The sequence below is a fragment of the Erwinia sp. genome (genome assembly GCF_049696395.1).
GTDB lineage: Bacteria > Pseudomonadota > Gammaproteobacteria > Enterobacterales > Enterobacteriaceae > Erwinia.
Genome location: NZ_JBAVTT010000019.1, coordinates 1 through 24,712, shown reverse-complemented (window position 1 = coordinate 24,712; position 24,712 = coordinate 1). Strand labels below are relative to the sequence as shown.

At 54.0% G+C, this 24,712-nt stretch carries 24 protein-coding genes; 10 read left to right on the top strand and 14 right to left on the bottom strand.

Annotated elements, in window-relative coordinates; genetic code table 11:
* Nucleotides 1-1,097 (bottom strand): SGNH/GDSL hydrolase family protein (locus WCC56_RS02690; RefSeq protein WP_424690901.1); only part of this gene is annotated, 1,097 nt, incomplete at its 3' end.
* Nucleotides 1,098-1,251: 154 nt separating this feature from the next.
* Here WCC56_RS02690 and WCC56_RS02685 point away from each other — a divergent pair.
* The 7 genes from WCC56_RS02685 to ghrB all read left to right on the top strand — a co-directional run bounded on the left by WCC56_RS02685 (nucleotide 1,252) and on the right by ghrB (nucleotide 8,110).
* Nucleotides 1,252-1,815 (top strand): DNA-3-methyladenine glycosylase I, encoded by a 564-nt coding sequence (locus WCC56_RS02685; protein ID WP_424690900.1) that lies wholly within the window; start codon nucleotides 1,252-1,254, stop codon nucleotides 1,813-1,815.
* 110 nt (nucleotides 1,816-1,925) lie between these two features.
* Nucleotides 1,926-2,588, top strand: coding sequence for an OmpA family lipoprotein (locus WCC56_RS02680; RefSeq protein ID WP_424690899.1), 663 nt, complete (start codon nucleotides 1,926-1,928; stop codon nucleotides 2,586-2,588).
* Nucleotides 2,589-2,805: 217 nt separating this feature from the next.
* Nucleotides 2,806-3,840: a LacI family DNA-binding transcriptional regulator gene (locus WCC56_RS02675; protein ID WP_424690898.1), complete on the top strand. Its 1,035-nt coding sequence runs from the start codon at nucleotides 2,806-2,808 to the stop codon at nucleotides 3,838-3,840.
* A 158-nt stretch (nucleotides 3,841-3,998) separates the two neighbouring features.
* Nucleotides 3,999-4,748 carry a sugar phosphate isomerase/epimerase family protein gene (locus WCC56_RS02670; RefSeq protein WP_424690897.1) on the top strand — a complete coding sequence of 250 codons (750 nt, stop codon included), beginning with the start codon at nucleotides 3,999-4,001 and terminating at the stop codon, nucleotides 4,746-4,748.
* A gap of 3 nt (nucleotides 4,749-4,751) precedes the next feature.
* Nucleotides 4,752-5,705, top strand: a complete 954-nt coding sequence (locus tag WCC56_RS02665) for a sugar kinase (protein ID WP_424690896.1) — start codon at nucleotides 4,752-4,754, stop codon at nucleotides 5,703-5,705.
* Nucleotides 5,706-5,797: 92 nt separating this feature from the next.
* Nucleotides 5,798-7,084: an MFS transporter gene (locus WCC56_RS02660; protein ID WP_424690895.1), complete on the top strand. Its 1,287-nt coding sequence runs from the start codon at nucleotides 5,798-5,800 to the stop codon at nucleotides 7,082-7,084.
* 51 nt (nucleotides 7,085-7,135) lie between these two features.
* Entirely contained in the window at nucleotides 7,136-8,110 is a 975-nt protein-coding gene (gene ghrB / locus WCC56_RS02655) for a glyoxylate/hydroxypyruvate reductase GhrB (RefSeq protein ID WP_424690894.1), read from the top strand.
* 65 nt (nucleotides 8,111-8,175) lie between these two features.
* On the opposite strand, the gene kduD is transcribed toward ghrB, so the two are convergent.
* The 4 genes from kduD to WCC56_RS02635 form a co-directional block, all read right to left on the bottom strand.
* Nucleotides 8,176-8,937, bottom strand: coding sequence for a 2-dehydro-3-deoxy-D-gluconate 5-dehydrogenase KduD (gene kduD, locus WCC56_RS02650; protein ID WP_424690893.1), 762 nt, complete (start codon nucleotides 8,935-8,937; stop codon nucleotides 8,176-8,178).
* Between the two features lie 84 nt (nucleotides 8,938-9,021).
* Nucleotides 9,022-9,858 (bottom strand): 5-dehydro-4-deoxy-D-glucuronate isomerase, encoded by an 837-nt coding sequence (gene kduI / locus WCC56_RS02645; RefSeq protein WP_424690892.1) that lies wholly within the window; start codon nucleotides 9,856-9,858, stop codon nucleotides 9,022-9,024.
* A 63-nt stretch (nucleotides 9,859-9,921) separates the two neighbouring features.
* Entirely contained in the window at nucleotides 9,922-10,944 is a 1,023-nt protein-coding gene (gene kdgT / locus WCC56_RS02640) for a 2-keto-3-deoxygluconate transporter (protein ID WP_424690891.1), read from the bottom strand.
* A gap of 89 nt (nucleotides 10,945-11,033) precedes the next feature.
* Complete coding sequence (locus WCC56_RS02635; RefSeq protein ID WP_424690890.1) at nucleotides 11,034-11,522, bottom strand: YhcH/YjgK/YiaL family protein; 489 nt, start codon at nucleotides 11,520-11,522, stop codon at nucleotides 11,034-11,036.
* Between the two features lie 364 nt (nucleotides 11,523-11,886).
* Here WCC56_RS02635 and WCC56_RS02630 point away from each other — a divergent pair, with 364 nt between their 5' ends.
* Together WCC56_RS02630 and WCC56_RS02625 are read left to right on the top strand one after the other, a co-directional pair.
* Entirely contained in the window at nucleotides 11,887-13,137 is a 1,251-nt protein-coding gene (locus WCC56_RS02630; protein ID WP_424690889.1) for a valine--pyruvate transaminase, read from the top strand.
* Nucleotides 13,138-13,297: 160 nt separating this feature from the next.
* Nucleotides 13,298-13,756, top strand: a complete 459-nt coding sequence (locus WCC56_RS02625; protein ID WP_424690888.1) for a YceK/YidQ family lipoprotein — start codon at nucleotides 13,298-13,300, stop codon at nucleotides 13,754-13,756.
* 13 nt (nucleotides 13,757-13,769) lie between these two features.
* Here WCC56_RS02625 and WCC56_RS02620 read toward each other — a convergent pair whose 3' ends face one another.
* The 8 genes from WCC56_RS02620 to yidA all read right to left on the bottom strand — a co-directional run bounded on the left by WCC56_RS02620 (nucleotide 13,770) and on the right by yidA (nucleotide 22,012).
* Nucleotides 13,770-15,038 carry a DUF3748 domain-containing protein gene (locus tag WCC56_RS02620; protein WP_424690902.1) on the bottom strand — a complete coding sequence of 423 codons (1,269 nt, stop codon included), beginning with the start codon at nucleotides 15,036-15,038 and terminating at the stop codon, nucleotides 13,770-13,772.
* Nucleotides 15,039-15,080: 42 nt separating this feature from the next.
* Complete coding sequence (locus tag WCC56_RS02615) at nucleotides 15,081-16,022, bottom strand: 2-hydroxyacid dehydrogenase (RefSeq protein ID WP_424690887.1); 942 nt, start codon at nucleotides 16,020-16,022, stop codon at nucleotides 15,081-15,083.
* A gap of 1 nt (nucleotide 16,023) precedes the next feature.
* The gene (locus tag WCC56_RS02610; RefSeq protein WP_424690886.1) at nucleotides 16,024-17,337 is read right to left on the bottom strand and encodes an MFS transporter; all 1,314 of its coding nucleotides are present in this window, start codon (nucleotides 17,335-17,337) and stop codon (nucleotides 16,024-16,026) included.
* 358 nt (nucleotides 17,338-17,695) lie between these two features.
* On the bottom strand, nucleotides 17,696-18,844 hold the full coding sequence (dgoD, locus tag WCC56_RS02605) for a galactonate dehydratase (protein ID WP_424690885.1): 1,149 nt from the start codon (nucleotides 18,842-18,844) through the stop codon (nucleotides 17,696-17,698).
* A complete protein-coding gene (locus WCC56_RS02600) occupies nucleotides 18,841-19,458 on the bottom strand; it encodes a 2-dehydro-3-deoxy-6-phosphogalactonate aldolase (protein ID WP_424690884.1) in 618 nt (205 codons plus the stop codon). Before WCC56_RS02600 ends, dgoD begins: the two co-directional genes overlap by 4 nt.
* Entirely contained in the window at nucleotides 19,442-20,323 is an 882-nt protein-coding gene (locus WCC56_RS02595; RefSeq protein ID WP_424690883.1) for a 2-dehydro-3-deoxygalactonokinase, read from the bottom strand. Before WCC56_RS02595 ends, WCC56_RS02600 begins: the two co-directional genes overlap by 17 nt.
* The gene (locus tag WCC56_RS02590; protein ID WP_424690882.1) at nucleotides 20,320-21,015 is read right to left on the bottom strand and encodes a FadR/GntR family transcriptional regulator; all 696 of its coding nucleotides are present in this window, start codon (nucleotides 21,013-21,015) and stop codon (nucleotides 20,320-20,322) included. The genes WCC56_RS02595 and WCC56_RS02590 overlap by 4 nt, the downstream gene beginning before the upstream one ends.
* 187 nt (nucleotides 21,016-21,202) lie before the next feature.
* Nucleotides 21,203-22,012 (bottom strand): sugar-phosphatase, encoded by an 810-nt coding sequence (gene yidA / locus WCC56_RS02585; RefSeq protein ID WP_424690881.1) that lies wholly within the window; start codon nucleotides 22,010-22,012, stop codon nucleotides 21,203-21,205.
* 185 nt (nucleotides 22,013-22,197) lie between these two features.
* On the opposite strand from yidA, the gene WCC56_RS02580 reads away from it, so the two are divergent.
* Complete coding sequence (locus tag WCC56_RS02580) at nucleotides 22,198-22,812, top strand: helix-turn-helix domain-containing protein (RefSeq protein WP_424690880.1); 615 nt, start codon at nucleotides 22,198-22,200, stop codon at nucleotides 22,810-22,812.
* A gap of 62 nt (nucleotides 22,813-22,874) precedes the next feature.
* Here WCC56_RS02580 and WCC56_RS02575 read toward each other — a convergent pair.
* On the bottom strand, nucleotides 22,875-24,712 hold a 1,838-nt coding region (locus tag WCC56_RS02575; RefSeq protein ID WP_424690879.1), incomplete at its 5' end, for a DNA gyrase subunit B.

Genomic DNA, 24,712 nt, shown 5'->3' with positions numbered 1-24,712 from the left:
GCCAGCGTGGCCTGATTCAGGGCAACGACTTGCGCAGGCGCATCCAGCACCGACTGGATGTAATCAGCAATCAGCAAATGGGTGGCCGGGCTTGGGTGCAGACGGTCAGCAAACAGAAAAGCCTGCTGGCTGGAAAAACCCGGTGTTGAGGAGCGACAAACTGCCGCCGAAACGCCCGGCGGACAAGCCATACCAGCAGTGTTGCTGAGCCCGTAATGAGCGGGATCGGCCAGCACTTCATTAAACAGACGGTTGACATCAACGCGGACAATGTTGCCGCCCTGACTGGCCAGCTGAGCGTCTTCCTGCTGATTATAACTGTCGGTCAGCGCGCTGGCCTGAGTACTGAGCGCTTGCCAGGCCTCATAGAGTTGGTTGGCTATCGCTTCCCGCAGCGCGGTGACCGAGGTGAGCTGGCCAGCTGCCGCTGAAAAAGCTTGTTTGATGGCCTGATTGCGAGAGTCCTGATCCAGCGTGGTCTGGCTGTTGAGCGAGGCAAACGCCGCTGTCAGCGCCGAATCAACGACAGGGGCAAGGGCGGTCTGAATAACGGCCTCCAGCAGAGCGGGCGTGGCACCAATATTGGGTACGGTAGGCACGATCACCGTATTGGCGCCCGCAGCCAACAGTTCATGAACCTGGTTTGCCGCAGCGAAAGCACTGGCCCGGACGATGCCGTTAGCTAAAACGGGATTAAGGGCCGCCGCAGCCAGATCGTTGCCGCCAACCCAGTGTACATACAGGCCATCAGCATCCGCTTTTCCGCCGTTGGCAGCGAGGTAAGCCTGAAGCTGATCGGCGGTATTATCGATCGGATTGAGCGCAGGAACCGCCACGGCATCACCTGCAGCGTAGTTGGTCCCGCCCCGATCGGAGGGACGTAATGATTGATTAATTTTAGCCGCCAGGACATCGTCATACAGCGGGTGCTGGCTGCCATCCCAGGTGTAACGGCCGTTATTGCCGCTATCACTCAGGCTGTCGCCAAAGACATAAATTTGATCCCAGCTTAGCGCCGGGCTGGCAGAGCAGAGATAACCCGCTATCCACACTGCCCCAAAGGCCAGAGAGCGGGTGCCACACGATTTCTTTGACATGAAATGACTCCGGAAAAGAGCCCAAAATCGATAAGAGTGCGCGTATTATTGAATGTATTTATGGGTCAACCTGTTCACTAACTATTGCCTGGAAAGCGATAACGTCAAGGCGATGGTGATTATTTTTCAGTCAATAGCATAAGGAGCGTTAACGATGCAGCGATGCGGCTGGGTTTCTCAGGATCCGATCTATCTTGCCTACCATGATACCGAGTGGGGCATTCCCATTACGGACCAGCGCGAGCTGTTCGAAATGCTCTGCCTGGAGGGACAAATGGCTGGGCTTTCCTGGCTCACGGTGCTGAAGAAACGTGAAAATTACCGTAAGGCCTTCCATCAGTTTGATCCGCAGGCGGTGGCTTTGATGGATGAAGAGGACGTTGAACGGCTGATGCAGGACAGTGGCATTATCCGTCATCGGGGCAAAATCTCAGCGATTATTGCCAATGCTCGCGCGCTATTGGCGATGGAAGCTCAGGGCGAAGCCTTTACTGCCTTTATCTGGCGTTTTGTCGATAACGAGCCGAAAATTCACCGACATGCAGATTATCGTAGCGCACCTACCTTCAGCCCTGCTTCTGACGCGCTTTCTAAAACCTTAAAAAAGAAAGGTTTTAAATTTGTTGGTACCACCACCTGTTATTCATTTATGCAGGCTTGCGGACTGATAAACGATCATGTCACCGACTGTTTTTGCCACCCGGATAACCTGAAGTAGCGTCTCTTTACACTTTAAGACCAAAGCACCGTTATTTTTCCACAATTCAGCGGCATAATCGGCTTTTTACGGGCAAATTTGCCCGCCGTTGCAATTGAGAAGGAATCCCAATGAAAAAGAGCGTTATGACCCTTGCTCTGGTTTTGAGCGGTACGATCGCCCTGTCAGCCTGTACGACTAACCCGTACACCGGCGAGCGCGAAGCAGGTAAATCGGGTATTGGCGCTGGACTGGGTGCCGCAGTCGGTGCTGGTGTGGGTATGCTTTCATCCTCTAAAAAGGATCGTGGCAAAGGTGCCCTGATTGGCGCAGCAGCAGGTGCAGCCCTGGGCGGCGGCGCAGGTTATTACATGGATGTGCAGGAAGCCAAACTGCGTGACAAAATGAAGGGCACCGGCGTCAGCGTGACTCGTCAGGGCGACAATATCGTACTGAACATGCCGAATAACGTCACCTTTGACAGCAGCAGCAGTACGCTGAAACCAGCCGGTGCGAATACGCTCACTGGCGTGGCAATGGTATTGAAAGAGTATCCAAAAACCGCGGTTAACGTAGCTGGCTACACCGACAGCACTGGCACCCGTCAGCTGAACATGACCCTGTCCCAGCAGCGTGCAGACAGCGTGGGCAGCTCGCTGATCACTCAGGGCGTTGCCGCTAACCGCGTTCGTACCACCGGCAGAGGCCCGGAAAATCCTGTTGCCTCTAACAGCACCACTGAAGGGAAAGCGCAGAACCGTCGCGTTGAAATCACCCTCAGTCCGTTACAGTAAAAAAGCCCCTTCCGGGCCACCAATGTGGCCCGGTATTTATTCAGATCCCCCCTTCCTGACTTAAATCACTGCACTGAGGCTCAAAGATGGGCGCGCCGAAGCATATGCTTTATGATGGCCCGATCCGCTTTCAGCATTTCCGGGCTATCTTAGGGTAATCAGGCCAGGACTGGCTGAAGCGTCGTTTTTCTTCACTGTTACTGTTTTAAGGATCGCTATGAACCGCAAGGCGGCACGAGCCACCATCAGCGACGTCGCTAAAGCGGCAAAGACCGGAAAAACCAGCGTTTCTCGCTATCTTAACGGCGAACAGAACGTCCTTTCGGCGGATTTAAAGCAGCGGATTGAAACCGCCATCGCAGACCTTAACTACCGGCCAAGCCAGATGGCGCGGGGCCTGAAGCGTGGCCGCACCCGATTAATCGGGCTGATTATTGCCGATATCACCAATCCCTATTCGGTAGAGGTGATGTGTGGCATTGAAGCGGCCTGCCGCGCTCAGGGTTTTACGTTGTTGATGTGTAACACCAACAACGAGGTGGACCAGGAGCAGCATTACCTGAACCTGCTGAGCAGTTATCAGGTAGAGGGAATTGTGGTCAATGCGGTTGGGATGCGTGAAGAGGCATTAAGCCAGCTGCAGCAATCCTTTCTGCCAATGGTGCTGATTGACCGTAAAATCCCTGATTTCCCCTGTGATGTTGTCGGTCTGAACAATGCCGAAGCGGCTACCGAAGTCACTTCGCATCTGATTGAACAGGATTTTCAGACCATCCTGTTTGTTACCGAACCGCTGGGGCTGGTGAACACCCGCCATGAACGCCTGCGAGCGTTTGAGCACAAGATGGCGCAACATCCTTCACGCCTTGCCGAAAAAGCGGAAGTAGCCCTGACTGACAGCGCCGAAATGGATCGGGTGTTGAAAGCGTTCTGGCAGCAGCATGGCTCAACACGTTGTGCGGTGCTGGTGGTCAACGGTGCCCTGACTTTACAGGTTGCCCGTTCGCTTAAACGTCTTGGCCTGAAGTGGGGTGAGCAGATTGGCCTGCTGGGCTTTGATGAGCTGGAATGGTCAGAGCTGGCTGGCGTGGGCATCACCACCTTCAAACAGCCGACCTGGCAGATAGGCTATTCCGCACTGGACCAGGTCATCCGCCGTATCGATGGCGACACTTCCCCGCCAAATGACTGCGTGTTCTCCGGCGACCTTATTGTTCGTGGTTCTACCGCGTTACCCCACCCTAAAGCCTGATTCATTCAGGCTGTTCACCGTTTTTTTCAGACCATTCCCGCTTAAAAGTGTTCACATCGTGAGCGCGATCATAAAACGGCACTCTGCCACTATGCTTTGGAACCGGTTCCATTTAACGTTTTTATAACGCCAAGGCCACACCGTGCCTGGAGGACCCAATGACAAGAGAAGTGATAGTAGTGACCGCGGCTTATGGTCGTGAACAGATTGCTGCCCTGGGCGGCCAGCAGGCGGTAGTGCCGATCGTTGCCGCAGCAGGGGCTGATGGCGTTGAGATCCGCCGGGAATTGTTCAGCGATGCAGAACTTCATACGCTGCCAGCATTAGGTAAAACCATTGCCGATGCGCGGCTGGTGGCCTTCTACTCGGTGCCGGAAGCGCTGTTTACCGAAGAAGGTTTGCTCAATCCGCATCTCGATCGCCACTTTGCAGAAGCTGAGCAATTACAGGCCCAACGACTAAAATATTCGCTGGGACATTACCAACGCGGGTTTGACTGCTCAGCGCTGCGCGAGAAGCTGGCAAATAAGCGCATTCACCTGGTGGTAGAGAACGATCAAACCGACTGTGGCAAGCTTTCCGCATTAGACAGCTACTTCCACGAGGATGGCGAAGTCCGCCCAGGCAACGGAATGACGTTTGATATGGGTAACTGGCTGTGGGTAGGCGATGACCCGATTGCCGCAGCGCATAGCCTCAGCCGGTATGTCAGTTATATCCACGTGAAAGCCGCTGCGCCTGAAGGCAACGGCTGGCGTGCAGTGGCGTTGGATGATGCCGATAACTTATGGCGCGAAACGCTGGCTCTGCTGCCGCGTGATGTCCCACGAGGCATTGAATTTCCCCTGGAAGGCGACGATCTGGTAGCCGTCACCCGCCATTATGTTGACCTGCTGCGAGAGGAGTGATCGATGAGCCTGCATAACAACGGCACGCTGGATGCGGTAACGATTGGCGAAGCGATGGCGATGTTTGTCGCCACGGAAACCGGTGATTTGGCGGCTGCCGAACGCTTTGTGAAGCGCATTGCCGGTGCCGAACTGAACGTGGCTATCGGCCTGGCAAGGCTGGGGCTGAAGGTGGGTTGGGTCAGCCGGGTGGGTGACGACTCCTTTGGCCGCTTCACCCTGCAGCAGCTGGAAAAAGAGGGCGTGGACCACCACCAGGTCACCACCGATGCCCGTTACGCCACCGGGTTTCAGTTGAAATCGAAAGTGGAAGATGGCTCCGATCCGCTGGTGGAGTATTTTCGTAAAGGCTCTGCCGCCAGCCATCTTTCGGCAGAAGACTTCAACCTTGATTACTTCGGCTCAGCCCGCCATCTGCATCTGAGCGGCGTCTCTGCTGCTCTCTCTTCCTCCTCACTGGCGCTGTCAAAACTCGCTGCGCAGGAAATGAAGCAGATGGGCAAAACTATCTCCTTCGATCCCAACCTGCGCCCGGTGCTGTGGCCAAGTGAGCGAGAGATGGCGAAGCAACTGAATATATTGGCCAGTTTTGCCGACTGGGTGCTGCCTGGTATCAGCGAAGGAAAAATATTAACCGGCTACGACCAACCGGAAGCCATTGCCGACTTCTACCTCGATATGGGCGTAAAAGCGGTGATTGTGAAAACCGGCTGCGACGGCGCCTGGTATAAAACCTCTCAGGGCGAAAAAGGCCAGGTGGAGGCAGTCAGAACAGAAAACGTGGTGGATACCGTTGGCGCAGGCGATGGCTTTGCGGTTGGGGTGATCAGCGCGTTACTGGAAGGAAAACCGTTGCCCGCGGCTATTCGTCGCGGCAACAAAATCGGCTCTCTGGCGATTCAGGTCATTGGCGACAGCGAGGGATTACCTGGTCGCGCTGAACTGGGCGATTACTAGCCTGTACCGATTGCCAGAGCCGGCAACATAATGAAACCGCATCGTTTCCCTACAGGACAGAATGCGGTAAACCTCAAACAGAGGATCCACCTATGACCAAACAGACAACAATCGCGCCTAAACGCTGGTGGTACATCATGCCCATCGTGTTTATCACCTACAGCCTGGCGTATCTGGACAGGGCAAACTTTAGCTTTGCCTCCGCAGCAGGGATAAATGACGATCTGGGGATCACCAAAGGCATGTCATCGCTACTGGGCGCCCTGTTCTTCCTCGGCTACTTCTTTTTCCAGATCCCTGGCGCCATCTACGCCGAACGCCGCAGCGTGAAGAAGCTGGTGTTCGTCTGTTTGATTCTGTGGGGCGTCTGCGCTTCCTTAACCGGCATGGTGAGCAATATCCCTATGCTGGCGGCCATTCGCTTTGTGCTCGGCGTGGTAGAAGCGGCGGTGATGCCAGCCATGCTGATTTACATCAGTAACTGGTTTACCAAATCTGAACGTTCACGCGCCAACACTTTCCTGATCCTCGGTAACCCGGTCACCGTGCTGTGGATGTCCGTCGTCTCCGGGTATCTGATTGAAGCCTTCGGCTGGCGTGAAATGTTTATCTTTGAGGGGATCCCGGCGGTTATCTGGGCGGTGGCCTGGTGGTTTATGGTGCAGGACAAACCTGCGCAGGCTAAATGGCTGAGCAATGAGGAAAAAGCCGCTCTGCAGGCTCAGCTGCAGAAAGAGCAGGAAAATATCAAAGCGGTGCGTAATTACCGCGAAGCGTTCAAATCCCGCAACGTGATCATCCTTTGCGCGCAGTACTTCACCTGGAGCATCGGTGTGTACGGCTTTGTGCTGTGGTTACCTTCGATTCTGCGCAACGGCAACCAGATGGGCATGGTCGAAGCTGGCTGGCTGTCAGCCGTGCCTTATCTGGCGGCTACCATCGCCATGATTGTGGTTTCCTGGGCCTCGGATAAATTACAAAACCGAAAATTGTTTGTCTGGCCGTTGCTGTTGATTGGCGCTCTGGCGTTTTTAGGGTCATATCTTGTAGGGCCGAACAACTTCTGGCTGTCGTTCACGCTGCTGGTGATTGCCGGTGCCGCGATGTATGCCCCTTACGGTCCCTTCTTCGCCATTATCCCGGAAATGCTGCCGCGTAACGTGGCTGGTGGCGCGATGGCGCTGATCAATGCGATGGGTGCGCTGGGTTCATTCCTTGGCTCGTGGGTGGTAGGTTATCTGAACGGCGCAACTGGCAGCCCTTCAGCTTCGTATATCTTTATGGGGGGATCGCTGCTGATTTCGGTCTGGCTGACGTTGATTGTTAAGCCGGCGGAGAATAAGCATCCCCCGATGCCCCGCGGCGCTAAACACGCTTAAAAATGCAAAACGGGCCAGCTGGCCCGTTCCTCAATTCAAAGGGAGACGAGAATGAAACCTTCTGTGGTGCTGTATAAGAAATTACCGGAAGATCTGCGCGCTAAACTCGACGAACATTTCACCGTGACTGAAATCAACGGCCTGACCCCAGAAACCCTTAGTCAGCACGCTGCGGCTTTTGAGCAGGCTGAAGGGATTCTGGGGTCGGGAGGCAAAGTTGACGCCGACTTCCTGAGCAAAACGCCTAAGCTGCGCGCCGCGTCCAGCGTCTCTGTCGGCGTGGATAATTTCGATATCGCCGCCCTGAACGATCGCGGTGTGGTGCTGATGCACACGCCAACGGTACTGACTGAAACCGTTGCCGATACCATGATGGCTTTAGTGCTCTCTTCTGCCCGCCGCGTGACGGAAGTGGCAGAGCGCGTGAAGGCTGGCGAGTGGAAAAGCAACATTGGCGCTGACTGGTTCGGTATCGACGTACACCACAAAAAGCTGGGCATTCTTGGTATGGGCCGTATCGGTCTGGCGCTGGCCCAGCGCGCGCATCTCGGCTTCAGTATGCCCATCCTCTATAACGCGCGTAAGCATCACGAAGAGGCGGAGCAGCGTTTTGATGCCACTTACTGCGACCTCGATACGCTGCTTAAAGAGTCCGACTTCCTGTGTATCAGCCTGCCGCTGACAAAAGAAACCCACCATCTGATTGGCCGTGAGCAGCTGGCAAAAATGAAGTCCAGCGCGGTGCTGATCAACGCGGGCCGTGGTCCGGTTGTCGATGAAGAAGCGCTGATTGCGGCCCTGCAGGACGGCACGATTCATGCCGCCGGTCTGGATGTCTTTGAGAAAGAGCCGTTGCCAGTAGACTCCCCGCTGCTGAAGCTGCCAAACGTGGTGGCGCTACCGCATATCGGGTCGGCAACGCATGAAACGCGTTATGGCATGGCCAGCGATGCGGTGGATAACCTGATTGCGGCGCTAACCGGTAAAGTAGAGAAAAACTGCGTTAACCCGCAGGTGATTAAGTAGTCCCTGAGTGGTAATCGCCCCATAAAAAAGGCCACCGCAAGGTGGCCTTAGACTTTCTTTAAAGGCTATCGCGCCAGCCAACCGCCGTCTACAGCCAGCGTATAGCCGTGAACATAGTCAGAAGCTGTAGAGGCAAGGAAAACCACCGGCCCCTTCATATCCTCGGGTAATCCCCAGCGGTTGGCTGGAATACGGTCAAGAATTTCACTGCTGCGCCCTTCATCCGCTCGCAACTGCTGGGTATTGTTAGTCGCCATGTAGCCTGGCGCAATGGCATTCACATTGATACCTTGTTGTGCCCACTCATTTGCCAGCAGACGGGTAACCCCCATTACGGCGCTTTTTGAAGCCGTATAAGAAGGGACCCGGATCCCTCCTTGATAAGAGAGCATCGACGCAATGTTAATTATTTTTCCTCCCTGACCTTGTTGGATAAATTGCCTGGCCACCGCCTGGGAAAGGAAAAAGACCGATTTGATGTTCAGATTCATTACGTCATCCCAGTCTTTTTCGCTGAAATCGATCGCATCCTCACGGCGAATAATTCCGGCGTTATTAACCAGAATATCTATTTTACCAAATTCAGCGATGGCTGATTTCAGCAGGCCAGGTATGCACTCTATCTGAGCCAGATCGGCTGTCAGACTGAGAAAACGGCGGCCAAGGCTGGTGACCAGATCGCGGGTTTGGGAAGGCTCGACAATATTAATCCCAACAATATCGCAGCCTGCTTCAGCCAGCCCGACCGCCATTCCCTGCCCAAGCCCGGTATCACAACCGGTCACTACGGCCACTCGGCCCTGTAAAGAAAAAGCGTTTATAATCATATTCAAACTCCTGTTCGCCGCCCTTAAGACAACGTAATAGCACCGGTAATGGCAGGCCAACCTCACCCACTATGCCCAAAAGCATTAACGAAGATCGCTGATGCTGACGTGGTCCATATCGTCAAAGACCTGATTCTCGCCAACCATCCCCCAAATAAAGGTGTAATTTTTTGTCCCGACACCGGAGTGAATCGACCAACTTGGAGAAATGACGGCCTGCTCGTTGTGGACCAGCAGATGGCGAGTTTGTTGTGGCTCACCCATCATATGGAATACGGCGGTTTGCTCATCCATGTTGAAGTAGAAGTACACTTCCATCCGCCGATCGTGGGTGTGGCAAGGCATCGTGTTCCACAGATTTCCTTCTGCCAGCTCTGTAAGGCCCATGGTCAGCTGACATGTGGTCAGGACGTCGGGCACCAGATACTTATTGATGGTGCGCAGGTTGCTGGTTTCAGGACTGCCGAGCGTTTGCCGGGAGACCTGATCAAGCGTCACCAGGGTGACAGGATAGGCGGTGTGGGCAGGCGCACTGTTGTAATAAAACTTCGCAGGCTTGGTTGGGCTAACACTGCTGAACATCACTTCTTTAGCGCCCTTACCGATATAAAGCGCCTCTTTATGGCCCACTTCATAACATTGCCCGTCGACTGTGAGGGTTCCGGCACCACCGATATTGATCACGCCCAGTTCACGGCGCGCCAGGAAATAGCTAACGCCAAACTCTTTACCCACATCCGCTGCGAAAACGACGTTCTGACTGACAGGCATTACGCCGCCAATCACAATGCGGTCAATATGGCTGTAAGTCATGGTGTAGCGGTCGGCCTCAAAAATAGACTCAATCAAAAACTCGGCGCGCAGTCCAGCCGTGTCGAGCTGTCTGGCGTGATCGCTGTGAATACTCTGGCGAACTTGCATAGCGTTACCTTATTTTTAGCTGGCGACCTTCGGCATGACGACTCCAGGTCGAGTTAGTCGGATTCATACTCGTTTTGGTTTGGGGATCCCGGGGCTCTCGGTTTGTACTCCCACAGAGAGTGGCATCGCCGTTGCTGAGGCGGCGGCGCGCCGTTTCGCCCAGAGAGAAGTGAGGACCGGCACCAATAGGGAGGTGACAATCACTGAGGTCGCAACCAGAGCCGTTGCGGCTGGGGCCATTGGCTTAAAGTGCGGAACCATTTCAGCAATCAGTACTGGCGTGGCGACAGAGGCACCCGCTGAACTGGAGGCGGCAATTCCTGCCGTTCCGTTGCCACCGCCAATAAACTTATCGGCGATCATCAGCGGAACCCCGGTGATGACAATGACGCTAACGCCCAACAGACAACCCAGCAGACCTGTTTCCAGGATAACGTTGAGGTTGATGGTATTGCCCAGCGCAAAACCAAAGAATGGGATCAGGGTATGAACGGCTTTGCTAAAGAATTCACGCAATTCCGGGTCCAGATTACCCAGAGCAAAGCCGATGAGAAAAGGCAGCACCGCGCCAACAAAAACATGCGCCTCGAAGGAGGCAATGCCGGCTGTGCCAAGAATGACCATCGTCATTAACGGGCCAGACTCGACCGACATCAGAACAAAAGCGCCCGCTTCTTCCTTACTACCGTATTGCTGCATCAGCGAGGCATACAGCCCCCCGTTGGTCATATCCATCGCCGCTACCACTGCCAGCGTAGACATCCCTGCAAAGAAGCCCACCTCAATCCCATATTCGGGAATAATGCGTGACGCTATGGCAGCCACGATCCAGGCTGTAGCAATTTTTGTCACGACCAGTGTGCCGGATTTCCGTAATACGGTGCCTGTGGCATTGAGTTTGATGGAGGCTCCCATGCAGAGAAACCACACGGCCAGAATCGGCACCGTACCGGACATCAGCCCGTTGGTGAAGGAACCAAAATATTTTCCCGCATCGGGTGCAAGCGTATGGACAATTGCGCCAATAAATAAGGGAACCAACATCATCCCACCAGGGATACGTTCTATTACCTGTTTTATTTTCATCGTTAAATTATTCAACCTTCATATTTTTGACGTGAGTATTCCGCCGAAAAAAAACGGTTTGGTTATAAAGAATAAATAGAGAGATAATGTTACCTGATTAAATTAACATCCACTTTTAGGACTAACTTTTTAATCTGAACCGGAGTGTCATTAACTGCACATAAAGGCCGATGATATTCACGTGGGAAAAACACGGCCATGTCACCGGGTGCAAAGATCAAGAACTGTTCGTTGCTGATGGTGTGACAAAAAGCACTATCTTTAGCCTCAGAGTATTCACCGTCCGGCTCTGCAGAGACCAGATTCAGGCCGTAACCCAGCTTTTCTCGACCTTCCAGCAGGATCTGTACATCCAGATAACGGTGGTGATACTCAGCCAGGCGAACGTCTGACGGTTCCGTGAATGGGCTGGAAATCAAGACAAAAGCCTGATCACCCTCAAGAGGATATCGCCCCTCTTCCGGATGAATCTTTGCACTGTCTAATGCACGAGTAATGAGACTTTTGAGAGAAGAAGAAAGCCCCTGGCATTGACGATAATCCTGAACGCTGCTTGCTATCATGTGGGTTATTTCCATTAATTTTCATCACTGAGAAAGAGAAGGTACTTTCTCTGCCGATGGCACACTATAGCGAATTCAAAACGATGATAACTGTGATCAATGTCGATATTATTTTATTTATGGAACTACATTTCCATAAAATTGAAACATCATTTCACTTATATGATTTTAATTTGTTAATTATAAACACTCTGGTTTACTCAATTGTTAAATTATTAAAAGCACCGCTGGCTCTCGTTACACCTTGCACCTTAGTCTTTGACCGATGAAATGGGTCTTAACAAAAGCCAGCCTGTTTAGCGGGGAGGGAAGATTGCATCCCGCCGGGGCTGGCGTTAAGGTAAACCTCCACACGACTTTACTAAGTAGTTAACACGTTATGAGCTTTTCTGCCTTCGGTGACAAATTTACGCAACATTCAGGCATCACACGTCTGATGGAAGATATGGGTGAAGGAATACGCACACCGGGTGCAGTTATGTTGGGCGGCGGTAATCCCGCGCAGATCCCTGAGATGAATGACTATTTCCAGCAGTTGCTGCAACAGATGCACGATGAAGGAAAACTGGCCGAAGCCTTGTGCAACTACGACGGCCCACGCGGAAAAACGACGCTGCTGGAGTCGCTTTCCACCCTGCTGCGTGAAGAGCTTGGCTGGGAAATCAGCCCGAAAAATATTGCCCTGACCAACGGCAGCCAAAGCGCGTTCTTCTACCTGTTCAATCTGTATGCTGGCCGCCGGGCCGATGGCAGCAAGAAACGCGTGCTGTTCCCGCTGGCACCGGAATACCTTGGCTATGCGGATGCCGGACTGGATGAAGATCTGTTCGTTTCCAAGCGCCCGAATATTGAGATGCTGCCGGAAGGCCAGTTCAAATATCACGTTGATTTTGAGCATCTTAAGATCACCGAAGACACCGGCCTGATCTGCGTCTCTCGTCCCACCAATCCAACCGGCAACGTGATCACTGACGAAGAGCTGATGAAGCTGGATGTGCTGGCACAACAGCATCAGATCCCGCTGCTGATTGATAATGCTTATGGCGTGCCTTTCCCGGGCATTATCTTTAGCGAGGCGCGCCCGCTGTGGAACCCGAACATCATTCTGTGCATGAGCCTGTCGAAGCTTGGCCTGCCTGGCGCTCGCTGCGGCATCATTATTGCCGATGAGAAAGTGATCTCGGCCATCAGCAATATGAACGGCATTATCAGCCTGGCACCGGGCAGCATTGGTCCGGCTATCGCTAATGAGATGATTCAGCGCGGGGATTTGCTGCGATTGTCTGAAGAGGTGATCAAACCTTTCTATCAGCAGCGGGTTAATCAGACAATTGCGGTTATTCGCCGCTATTTGTCCGAAGATCGCTGCCTGATCCATAAACCGGAAGGCGCTATTTTCCTGTGGCTGTGGTTTAAAGATCTGCCTGTTTCAACAGAAGTCCTCTATCAGCGGCTGAAAAAGCGTGGCGTTCTGATGGTGCCTGGCCACTTCTTCTTTCCTGGCCTGGAGCACGAATGGCCGCACACTCATCAATGTATGCGGATGAACTACGTGCCGGACAGTGACAAGATTGAACGCGGCATTGCGGTCCTCGCCGAAGAGATTGAGCGGGCACATCAGGAAGGATAAAAAAGGGCCGCTTTTGCAGCCCTTGCTTTTAGCAGGCAGAAAGCGTCAGCCTCCCCACGACTTATTTGTGACATCCTCAGGCTTTCAGAGCACGCAAACGCAAATTTTTTAACCCTCGTTCGATGAATGTCATACACTCAGGGAAGAATTCGTCGAACCAGTGCGTGAGTCGCCACAGAGCGGCCGGGACACCCCTGCACATGACGATAACAATCAGGCCGGCGTTGCCGTGACTGAAGGGATGATGATGATGAGAGTATTCAATAAATGCCGCTATGCCGGTCTGCTAGCCTGCCTTTCTCTGGCTGGCACCGCCGGATGCTCCAGCGTAATGACTCATGCCGGCCCTGCAGACGGTTACTATTCCGGGACGCGGGCAGGGGCAGCGATAGTCGCGGACAGCAACAACGGCTGGGTTATGCGCCCGCTTGCCGCACTCGACCTGCCGCTTTCAGCGGTGGTAGACACCCTCTTGCTGCCTTGGGATTACTACCGTAAGGGATCTGACCAAATGGCAAGCTCCCCTCGCGAGCGCGTATTGCAAAGCGAGCGGGAAAATCACACCAATGAGAGCCTTGCTACCGCAGCGCCGATGCCGAGCAGCACGCCTCCTCAGTAACAACGTCAGGCGGTTACTCCCCGACACCGACAACAAACACTTGTTGCCAGCCGTCGACGTTGCGCAGGTAAGCAACATGCAAGCCATCGGGAGAACAGACTACCGCATCAGCCAGCGGGGCTTCATCCGTTCTCGCCGTCAGACGCTTCAGTTTCCCGCTGGCCATCTCGCAGAGCATCACGCTGTTGTCATTGATAAGCGCTACCGACAGTCCTTCCGCATGCCAGCTAAAAGCGGACTGAATGTCACTTTTCGCCTTCGTGACCTGCCTTGGCTCTCCCCCTGTTGGCGCAACGGTCCAGAGTTGAACTACTCCAGCGTCATCCTTCATCAGAAAAGCAATGGCGCGCCCGTCAGGCGAGCTGCGCAGCCAGTGGCGTGGCGTGGTTGCCAGGCCTGCAAAGGCACGCTGATGAGTAAAGGTCAGCCGACGTTGTACAACGTTTGCTGGCGGGGCTGGAAGGCGGGTTTCGGTTCCGGCTAAAGGCGCATCGCCCTCCAGCGCGAAATCGGCCATGTTGGAGGGGAGATCGACCAGAAAAACCTCCGGCACTTTCTCGCCATTTTCTGCCAGGGTATCGCCTATAAAGGCCAGTGCCCAGCGTTGCCGGTGACCATCATGTTTCAGATACCCCTCTTCACCGACCCAACCTTCTTCGTAAGCCCGGTTGATCTCGTCACTGCCTGCGGCAGGCGTTGAGGTTGTTTTGCTGACCAGCACGCAATAATGGCTGCCGTCGTATTCTCGAGGATGCTGCTTTGGCGGGCAAACGGCATGGAGAGGCACAGCAACGCCAACGTTACGTAAATCTTCCCCGTTGTTCAGTTCGTGCATCACATGGTCGTTATAGGTGAAGCTGAGGCGCGACCCGTCAGGGCTGAACACGTGAACATGCGAGCCACCTCGCAAAGCGCCAGGGGTGAACGGCGGCGTAATATCGCAGGCGTCCAGATTCTCCAGATGGCCATGTTGAATAATCACCCCACGGCGATGGTGAAAGTCATACTTCCACTGGCTGTCCGGATGTTCCGGGCCGTGGATGCAAACATAGCGCGGCGGTAAATCGGGGCTGGCAGTGACCACACCGACATGGGCACCGTCTTTGGCCTGATAAAGCACTTCAGTCTGGCCGCTGAGGTTAACCCGCTCAATGGTCAGGCTGCTGAAGGTGGCACCGTTTGGCCGCACGTCATACACCAGCCACTGGCTGTCTGCTGTCCAGATATTGATGTTGGTGAGTTGGTGATTGCGTGGATCAAACGTCAGCTGTGTTTCTGTCATCATGCTTACCCTTAGCCGTCTTAGCCGCTAAGGGTAATGCATTCAGCGGCTTTCGGGTACTGGCGAGACCAGCGGCGAACCGTTAAAAAAGGCGGATACGTTATCCAGCACCAGCTGAGACATCGCTTTGCGCGTGGCCCAGGTGGCGCTGGCCATATGCGGCGTCAGCACCACATTCGGCCTGTTGTGCAAAGCAGTGGGAACCTGCGGCTCTTCGCTGAACACATCCAGCCCTGCACCGCCAAGCGTTCCGGCATCCAGCGCAGCGATAAGTGCCTGCTCATCCACCACGCTGCCGCGTCCGACGTTGATCAGGATCCCTTCGCTTCCCAGCGCATCCATCACCTCGCGGTTAATCAGGTGGCGATTACTGGCGGTTCCAGGCGCGCAAACCACCAAAAAATCACACTCTTTGGCCAGCGCCACCAGATCAGGCTGATAGCGATAAGCGACGTCTTTCACCGGCGAGCGGTTGCAGTAAGCAATCGACATATCAAAAGCCTGTGCGCGTTGCGCCGCGGCCAAGCCAATACGGCCCATTCCTACAATCCCCAACGAAGCACCGGACACTTTTCTGGTCCACGGATAGCTTCCCTGTGACCATTTTCCCTGCTGAATAAACGCCTGCGCCGCCGGGATCTGACGTGATGTTGCCAGCATCAGGCCAATAGCGAGGTCCGCTACGTCTTCAGTCAGCACATCCGGCGTATGGGTCACCCTGACCTGATGCTCAAGCGCTGCCTGCACATCTACACCATCATAGCCCACACCGAATACCGCAATCAGCTTCAGAGCAGGCAAAGAAGCGATCTGGTCGCGGGTCACCACCCCTTCACCATTGGTCAGTACGACGTCAAACTCACCGGCCCTCTGCTGGAAATCGCTGTCACTCAGGGTGCTGTATTCCACGACTTCATAGACTTCCTGCAAGGCGGACAGCAGGGGCGCGGGCAAACCAGCCAGCTTCAACACTTTCTTTTTCATCTCAATTACCTGAATGAGGGTGAGGAACAGATTTCAGCACATCGCGCGAGGGTCGTGAAATGAGAATGCCGATCACCCCTCCCAGAATCAGCGCCACGGCCACAATCAACAGACCGTAATGATAACTGTTGGTCATGTCTTTAATTTTGCCAAGGATTGGCGGTAAACCGAGCCCAACAAAGTTCGCTACGGTGTTGATAAAGGCGATAGAAGCCGCTGCAGCCACACCGGCCAGTTTTTCGGTAGTGACCGCCCAGAAAATCGGCGTCAGGGCAAAGTTAAAGCCAACGGTCAGCACCAACAGAAGGTAAGAGACCACCAGATTGCCGGAATAGATAGCCACAGCCAGCGCCAGTCCGGAGAAAATGAGCGGTAAACCCATATGCCAGGAACGTTCATTGGTCTTGTCGGAATGACGACCGTTCAGATACATAAACAGGCAGGCCAACACGAACGGCACGGCAGAAAGCAGGCTGATAACGAAGTTACTCTGCTCGGCCGCCATGCTTTTGATGATCAGTGGCATAAACAGCGTGATACCGATGGAGCCGAAAGCCTGCAGGAACCAGACAAGGCTCAGCAACAGAACCGTTTTATCTTTCAGCGCACTCAGCCAGGAGTGGTTTTTACCGATCTCCACGCCCGCATTATCCTGCTGCAAACGCTGCTTCAGCCAGGATTTCTGCTCCGGGTTTAACCACGGCGCATGATCAGGCGTATCCGGCAAGCGCCACAACACCAGCACACCCAGCGCCAGAGCCGGAATACCTTCCAGCGCGAACAGCCAGCGCCATCCGGCGATGTCGGCAATGCCGTGCATATTCAGGATCGCACCTGACACCGGCAGCCCAATAATAGACGCGGCAACAGAGCCCATATAGAAGAAGGACATCGCCCTGGCGCGGTTACTTTTTGGGAACCAGCAGGAGATATAGTAAATGATACCAGGCGCAAAACCGGCTTCCGCCATCCCCAGTAAAAAGCGCATCACGTACAGCTGATTGGCGCTGTGTACAAAGGCCATACCGGTACTGACAATGCCCCAGGTAATCATTATGCGGGCGATCCAGCGACGCGCCCCGACTTTCGTCATGATCACATTACTGGGGATCTCAAACAGAATATAAGAGATATAAAACATGCCAACGCCCAGGCCATACATACTGGCAGAGAGCCCCAGATCCGCATTCATTTGCAGCGCAGCAATCGAGATATTGGTCTTGTCCAGATTCGCCACAAAATAGCAGATGACGATAAAGGGAATAATTTTCGCGTTCAGTTGCTTCAGCGTAGAGGTATACAGATCGGTGTTCATAATAACAACCTCGGTAGGCGTTATCGCCGGATTCGGGCAGCATAAGACCGCCCGCAGCGCACGCGGGTATTTTAGGGTGTTTAATTATTATTATTGCTTAAACTCTCACTAACTCACTAACTCACTAACTCACTAACTCACTAACTCACTAATACCTGACACCAAATTCCTTTTTTACTTTTACTTTAGCTTTTACTCTTTTTCCCTTTCCAATAATGTCTCAGGTGCCAATCTCCAAGCCATTGGCGCTGTAGCAAGGCAGCCAGGAAATGGATCCCGATGAGCTTACTTTAGTAAGTGATTCGGGTCCGTTTCTGCAGCTAACGCTGCTACAGCGTCAAGGGAGACGGAGATTGATTTACCATTCGGCTACGGAGCCATCTGCAAACCTCCACAGCGGATTTTTCCAGTTCTCGACATTTTGGCTGCGTTCAATCACCAGCTGTTCGTTAATCTCCACGCCCAGACCTGGTTTAGTCAGCGGCGCAAAATGGCCACCCTTCATATTGAAGTCTTCTTTATTCACCACATAATCCAGCAGCTCTGCGCCTTTATTGTAATGAATGCCCATGCTCTGCTCCTGGAATACCGCATTGCGGGAAACAAAATCCACATGCAGGCAGGAAGCCAGCGCAATCGGCCCTAACGGACAATGAGGTGCCAGTGCCACATCATAGGCTTCTGCCATTGCCGCAATTTTGAAGCACTCGGTAATTCCCCCCGCGTGGGAGAGATCGGGCTGTAGAATGGCCAGACCGCCCGCTTCCAGCACGCGTTTGAATTCGAAGCGGGAATACATTCTTTCCCCAGCCGCAATCGGCAGATGAGTCTGTGCCGCCAGGCGAGGATAATATTCAGCCTGCTCCGCCAGCACCGGCTCTTCAATAAACAGCGGACGGTAAGGCTCCAGCTCTTTGATCAGCACTTTTGCCATCGGTGCGCTAACGCGTCCGTGGAAATCCAGACCAAACTCGATCTCGTTGCCAAAAGCTTCCCTGATCTGGGCCACGGTGTTGACCGCCGCATCCACTTTGCGGGAGCTGTCGATAATGCCCATCTCTTCGCAGCCGTTAAGCTTGAAGGTATCGAAGCCGATTTCGCGAAGTTTCTTAATACCATCAATCACTTCAGCCGGGCGATCGCCGCCAACCCAGCTATAAGCCTTAATGCTGTCACGTACCAGGCCACCGAGCAGTTGCCAGACCGGCACACCAAGGACTTTGCCTTTGATATCCCAAAGCGCCTGGTCTATCCCGGCGATGGCGCTCATCAGGATCGGGCCGCCACGGTAGAATCCCCCGCGATACATCACCTGCCACAGGTCGTTAATGCGCGCCGGATCCTGACCAATCAGATACTCAGAAAGCTCATGCACCGCCGCTTCCACACTTTTGGCCCGGCCTTCAATGACCGGCTCGCCCCAGCCCACCACGCCTTCATCTGTCTCGATTTTCAGGAACATCCAGCGCGGCGGCAGACGATAGGTGGTGATTTTAGTGATTTTCATTGTACGGCTTCCTTATAGGCGGCAACGAAAGCGCGTGCCTGCTCAGCAGTGCGGGTAACAGGTTGTCCGGCGCGATAAAGATCGCTGCCCAGCCCTGCGCCCACGCAACCTGCGGCCAGAAACGCATGAAGATTGTCAGGCGTGACGCCCCCCACGGCAAATACCGGGACATCCGCTGGTAACACCGCTTTTAGCGCCTTGATGTAATCCGGCCCGAAGGCGGAGGAAGGGAAAATTTTCAGCGCCTGCGCACCGGCTTTTAGCGCGGCGAAAGCTTCAGAAGCGGTGGCGCAGCCTGCAGCGACCGTCATCCCTTTCTCTACGGCACGCTTGATCACCGCGACGTCCGTGTTTGGCGTAACCACCAGCTTGCTGTTCATGGCTGCCAGCCGATCAACCTGCTCAGGCTCCAGCACGGTACCCGCACCAATTAGCGCTTTGTGGCCAAAGGTGGTGACCATGCTGGCAATGCTGATCGCCCAGTCTGGTGAATTCAGCGGAATCTCAATGGCATCGAAACCTGCATCAATCAGCGCGGCGACATGCTCCTCAGCTTCTTCCGGGCGAATGCCACGCAGAATAGCGATCAGCGGCAGCTTAGTTGACCAGTTCATCGGCGATACTCCTGATTCCGTGTTGGAAGGCGCTATCGCCCTCCAGCAAATGGGCGGACAGTCCGCTAAAAGTCATCGCCTGCAGATAACGATCGGCCAGTGAACTGCCTGCGATAAGGGTTAACGGGGCACTTTCACCCTGCATAAAGGTCTCTTTCATCAGCGCAACTTCATGGCCAATTAACAGGCCTGAGAGGTAATCGCTGACCGAGTCGCGTGGACGTGCGCCCAGCACATGGGCCGCGCGCACCTCAAATAAGCGGCTGAGAATGCTGCGATCGTTGGCACCGGTTTCCAGCCCCTGGCGGAAGGCTTCGGCATCCGGCTTTTGTTCGGGCAAGCCAGTACCCACCAGGGTGTGATTTAGCAGAACATGGTGCAGTTCTCCGGTCATTACGGTACGAAAATCGACAATCTTGCCGTCTTCTTCTCTCACCCACTTACAGTGCGTGCCGGGCATAACGTAATGGGAAGCCGGTTTTAACTTCGCGGCACCAAGCAGCTGCGTTTCTTCACCGCGCATCACATTGACGTTATCGCGGGTATCCATGCTCAGGCCCGGGACAATCCAGGCGAGGCCGGCCACTTTCGTCAGGCGCGAAGCGATATCATTCAGCGCAACCGGGCAGGCCAGATAAGGTACGCTCAGCCAGCCCGCATTACTCCCCACCATTCCGGCCATCACCACAGGCAACTCTGCAACCGGCCAGCCTTCCGTCACGGTGGCGAAGACTTCTGCAGGCGTTCGGCCATTGAGCCGGGTAATCCCAGACTCCGATCGGCGATCCTCCTGACAACGGCCTTCCCGGTAATACCAGGCACGAAGATTGGTGGAACCCCAGTCAATAGCGATATAGCTGTTCACGTGATGTCCTTTAGACGTCGGGTTGAGCTGGCGATCATCGTCAGTGCCGCCTGCTCGGCTTCATCAGGTTTTTGATGGCGGATTGCCTCAAACAGCGCTTTATGCTCGTGCAGGGTATTGGGCATGTTGCCGCTATCTGGCATGTAAGTGCGTTCAAAAACGGCTAACTGCAGCGAACTGATAGCCACGCTAAGCTGCTGAAGAACCGGGTTATGCACCGATTCCAGCACCGCTTCGTGGTAACGAATATCGGCTTCATTGAACGCCACGCGGTCGCGATGGTGAGTGACCATATCGTTCAGCGCGGCCTCAATTTTGGCTAAGTCGTGGGAGGTGGCGCGTTCCGCCGACCAGCGCGCAATTTGTGGTTCAACCAGATTTCGGACTTCGCTCATTGCGGCGATCAGACGCGGGTCCTGATCGTGTTTCAGTGACCATTGCAGCACATTGCTGTCCAGGAAATTCCACTGGTTGCGCTGGGTCGCAAACGCCCCGCGATACCGTTTCATCTCAATCAGGCGCTTTGCCATTAACGAGCGATACACTTCACGGAGGATATTGCGCGAGGTGCTGAACTGCTCGCAAAGCTCAGCTTCTGCCGGTAATGAGGCTCCGGGCGGATACTTGCCCGAGACAATTTCCTCACCCAGAGTCAGAATGATGCGGTCCGTTTTGCTGAGGTCGTCTTTCATGATGTTCCTGGAAGCGTAGCGAAGGACTTATTGTAGTACCCGCAGACTGGGTTGTACTACAATCCAGATCACAAAACAGACAATCCATCCTGAACAGGTCTCAGAGAGCAGATGAGGAATGACAAAGGGAAGAGGATAGATGGGAGGAAAGTGACGCCCCGGACAGGCCGGGACGCTCAGTCAGGCATTACAGTACGAACTTCTCAATGGCGTACGCCACGCCATCTTCCCTGTTTGTTTTGGTCACAAACTGGGCGATAGCTTTCACGGAGTCAATGCCATTTCCCATCGCTACGCCAGTCCCGGCAAATTCCAGCATCGCCATGTCATTTTCCTGATCGCCAATGGCCATCACTTCATCACGTGACAGGCCCAGACGATCGGCCAGCGCCTTCACGCCAGCGCCCTTATTCACCTCTTTATGCAGAATTTCCAGGTAGTAAGGCGAGCTTTTCATGATGGTTGCGCGCGCACGCGCTTCTTCCGGCAAACGAGCAATGGCCTGGTCCAGCACTTCCGGCGGATCGATCATCATCACTTTCGGGAAGGTCATGCCCGGGTCCATCTCTTCTACCGCACGATAGTGCAGCGGGATCCCCGTCAGGAAGGATTCATGAACGGTGAACGCACTGATGTCTTTATTCGCGGTGAACAGCTGGGATTTGGTCAACGCCTGGAAATGCACGCCGAGTTCACGAGCCAGCTTTTCAAAATAGAGGTAATCATCGTGGGTAAGCGTAGCTTCTGCGACACATTCACCGGTAGCGGCTTCCTGAACCAGTGCGCCGTTGTTGGTTATGCAGTACTGGCCTTCATGCTGGAGATCCAACTCCATCAGATAGCGCTGCACACCGATGAACGGCCGGCCGGTTGCCAGCACAATAGAAACACCTTTCTCGCGGGCAGCCTGTAGCGCCTGTTTTACACCGGGGGTGACTTCATGCTGTGGGTTAAGCAGGGTGCCGTCCATATCAATCGCAATCAATTTTATTGCCATAACGTCCTCGTCAGCTAACGGTTTTCCTCATGCTAGCGCGATTCAGCTCACATTGACCAGCCCGAAAAATCGGCATCTTAATAAAACTTCAGTGAAAACTTAAGACAAAGGTGAATTTAATAGGTGTGTATTTTTTGAACATCTGTGAGATGATAACGCTGCGTGACATTCAAGGAGGAAACAGAATGAATATTGTCATCGTCAGCAAAGATAGCTTTTTTATCTCAGGTGCTATCAGTCTTATTCAGGATGCCTGGCAACCTCACTATAAGGGAAACCCGGTGTTCCTGGTGGCTGAAGCCCATAAAGAGTTACTTACAGCCGATATCATCATCACCGATGAGGTAAAGGCGGATAGCACATCAGGAAACAACCCCCTCACCCAGGCGCTACGGATTTCAGAAGCGTTGTCTAAAGAACGTCGCATGTCAATTTGGCTGGCAGCGCCATGCCATGCAGAGAATCGCTCCTGTCAGCAACACAAGTTCCAGGTGGATAAAAGCAAATCGAAACGGCGACTGGCCGATCTGTTCAGCCGTAAAACCGTGCCGAACTGTGCCTCTATCAACATTTATGATCCCCACCGTTGTGGCACTCACGACCCCATTGTGCTGAGTAAGCAACAAGCCATGGTGGTCAAATACACTCGCCAGGGCCTGTCGTTAACCGACATTTCACGTCTGACTTGCCTGAGTGTGAAGACCATCAGTACGCATAAACGGGCCGTGATGCGCAAACTGGGCATGAAAAATAACAGTGATTTCTACCGTTATGCTTTAGTGGGGGCCAACCCGCCATAGAGACGACAGCCATAAAAAAAGGCAGATCCTGGGATCTGCCTTTATTGTTTCTTCAGCACGCTTTAGATATCGATGTTCGCTGCACGCAACGCATTCTCTTCGATAAACGCACGACGAGGCTCAACCGCATCACCCATCAATGTGGTAAACAGCTGGTCAGCAGCGACCGCATCTTTGATCGTCACACGCAGCATACGACGGCTGTCTGGATCCATGGTGGTTTCCCACAGCTGCTCTGGGTTCATCTCGCCCAGACCTTTGTAACGCTGCACGGTCAGGCCACGGCGCGACTCCTTCACCAGCCACTCCATCGCCTGCTCAAAGCTCTCAATCGGCTGACGGCGCTCACCACGTTCGATGAAGGCGTCTTCTTCGATCAGGCCGCGCAGTTTTTCACCCAGAGCACAGAGCTTACGGTATTCGCCGCCAGAGACGAATTCGCTATCCAGAGGATAATCGGTGTCCACGCCATGGGTACGAATGCGGACAATCGGCTCAAAGATATGCTGCTCCAGATTTTCACGCACCAGACCGCTGTAAGAGCTACCATGCTGCTCTTTCTCATTCAACATGGTCACCAACCCATCGATCCAGCTCTGTACTGAAGCCTGTGCAGACAGGTCGCTCAGCGTGGAGTGGTAGATCAGCGAGTTAAGCAGGGCAACCGGATAACGGCGCTCCATACGTTTGATCATTTTGCGGGTGCTGTTGAATTCTGATACCAGCGTTTCCAGCGGGGCTCCGCCCAGTGCAGGGGCATCTGCGTTGGTATGCAGGGTTGCGCCATCCAGCGCGATAGAGATCTGGTATTGATCCATCGCGTCATCATCCTTGATGTACTGCTCCTGCTTGCCTTTCTTCACTTTGTACAACGGTGGCTGGGCGATATACACATGGCCACGCTCGATGATTTCCGGCATCTGACGGTAGAAGAAGGTCAGCAGCAGCGTACGGATGTGCGATCCATCCACGTCCGCATCGGTCATGATAATGATGCTGTGATAACGCAGTTTGTCCGGGTTGTACTCGTCACGGCCAATGCCGCAGCCCAGCGCAGTGATCAGCGTGGCAACTTCCTGTGAGGCGAGCATCTTATCGAAGCGCGCTTTCTCAACGTTGAGGATTTTCCCCTTCAACGGCAGGATCGCCTGGTTTTTACGGTTACGTCCCTGCTTGGCCGATCCGCCTGCAGAGTCACCCTCCACCAGGTAGATTTCGCACAGCGCCGGGTCACGCTCCTGACAGTCAGCCAGTTTACCTGGCAGACCAGCCAGATCCAGCGCACCTTTACGGCGAGTCATTTCACGCGCACGACGGGCCGCTTCACGGGCACGGGCCGCATCAATAATTTTGCCGACAACGATTTTTGCATCGGTCGGGTTTTCCAGCAGGTATTCCGCCAGCAGTTCGTTCATCTGCTGCTCAACCGCCGTTTTCACCTCAGAAGAGACCAGTTTATCTTTGGTCTGTGAGGAGAATTTAGGGTCCGGCACTTTCACTGAAACGACAGCAATCAGGCCTTCACGGGCATCGTCACCGGTGGCGCTGACTTTCGCTTTCTTGCTGTAGCCTTCTTTGTCCATGTAGGCATTCAGCGTACGCGTCATCGCGGTACGGAAGCCAACGAGGTGTGTACCGCCATCGCGCTGCGGGATGTTGTTGGTAAAGCAGTAGATATTTTCCTGGAAACCGTCGTTCCACTGCAGCGCCACTTCCACGCCAATGCCGTCTTTCTCGGTAGAGAAGTAGAAGACATTCGGGTGAATGGGGGTTTTGTTCTTGTTCAGGTACTCAACGAACGCCTTGATGCCGCCTTCGTAGTGATAGTGATCCTGACGGGCATCACGCTTGTCTTCCAGCTTGATCGACACGCCGGAGTTCAGGAATGACAGTTCACGCA

Bases quoted from the DNA above. Each gene is read 5' to 3' on its own strand.
- WCC56_RS02665 (WP_424690896.1), top strand. From the start codon at position 4,752: ATGAGCCTGCATAACAACGGCACGCTGGATGCGGTAACGATTGGCGAA.
- kduI (WP_424690892.1), bottom strand. From the start codon at position 9,858: ATGCAAGTTCGCCAGAGTATTCACAGCGATCACGCCAGACAGCTCGAC.
- kduD (WP_424690893.1), bottom strand. From the start codon at position 8,937: ATGATTATAAACGCTTTTTCTTTACAGGGCCGAGTGGCCGTAGTGACC.
- WCC56_RS02615 (WP_424690887.1), bottom strand. From the start codon at position 16,022: ATGAAAAAGAAAGTGTTGAAGCTGGCTGGTTTGCCCGCGCCCCTGCTG.
- WCC56_RS02590 (WP_424690882.1), bottom strand. From the start codon at position 21,015: ATGAAAGACGACCTCAGCAAAACGGACCGCATCATTCTGACTCTGGGT.
- WCC56_RS02660 (WP_424690895.1), top strand. From the start codon at position 5,798: ATGACCAAACAGACAACAATCGCGCCTAAACGCTGGTGGTACATCATG.
- WCC56_RS02670 (WP_424690897.1), top strand. From the start codon at position 3,999: ATGACAAGAGAAGTGATAGTAGTGACCGCGGCTTATGGTCGTGAACAG.
- WCC56_RS02600 (WP_424690884.1), bottom strand. From the start codon at position 19,458: ATGAACTGGTCAACTAAGCTGCCGCTGATCGCTATTCTGCGTGGCATT.
- ghrB (WP_424690894.1), top strand. From the start codon at position 7,136: ATGAAACCTTCTGTGGTGCTGTATAAGAAATTACCGGAAGATCTGCGC.
- dgoD (WP_424690885.1), bottom strand. From the start codon at position 18,844: ATGAAAATCACTAAAATCACCACCTATCGTCTGCCGCCGCGCTGGATG.
- WCC56_RS02630 (WP_424690889.1), top strand. From the start codon at position 11,887: ATGAGCTTTTCTGCCTTCGGTGACAAATTTACGCAACATTCAGGCATC.
- WCC56_RS02580 (WP_424690880.1), top strand. From the start codon at position 22,198: ATGAATATTGTCATCGTCAGCAAAGATAGCTTTTTTATCTCAGGTGCT.
- WCC56_RS02680 (WP_424690899.1), top strand. From the start codon at position 1,926: ATGAAAAAGAGCGTTATGACCCTTGCTCTGGTTTTGAGCGGTACGATC.
- WCC56_RS02635 (WP_424690890.1), bottom strand. From the start codon at position 11,522: ATGGAAATAACCCACATGATAGCAAGCAGCGTTCAGGATTATCGTCAA.
- WCC56_RS02610 (WP_424690886.1), bottom strand. From the start codon at position 17,337: ATGAACACCGATCTGTATACCTCTACGCTGAAGCAACTGAACGCGAAA.
- WCC56_RS02675 (WP_424690898.1), top strand. From the start codon at position 2,806: ATGAACCGCAAGGCGGCACGAGCCACCATCAGCGACGTCGCTAAAGCG.
- kdgT (WP_424690891.1), bottom strand. From the start codon at position 10,944: ATGAAAATAAAACAGGTAATAGAACGTATCCCTGGTGGGATGATGTTG.
- WCC56_RS02685 (WP_424690900.1), top strand. From the start codon at position 1,252: ATGCAGCGATGCGGCTGGGTTTCTCAGGATCCGATCTATCTTGCCTAC.
- yidA (WP_424690881.1), bottom strand. From the start codon at position 22,012: ATGGCAATAAAATTGATTGCGATTGATATGGACGGCACCCTGCTTAAC.
- WCC56_RS02620 (WP_424690902.1), bottom strand. From the start codon at position 15,038: ATGACAGAAACACAGCTGACGTTTGATCCACGCAATCACCAACTCACC.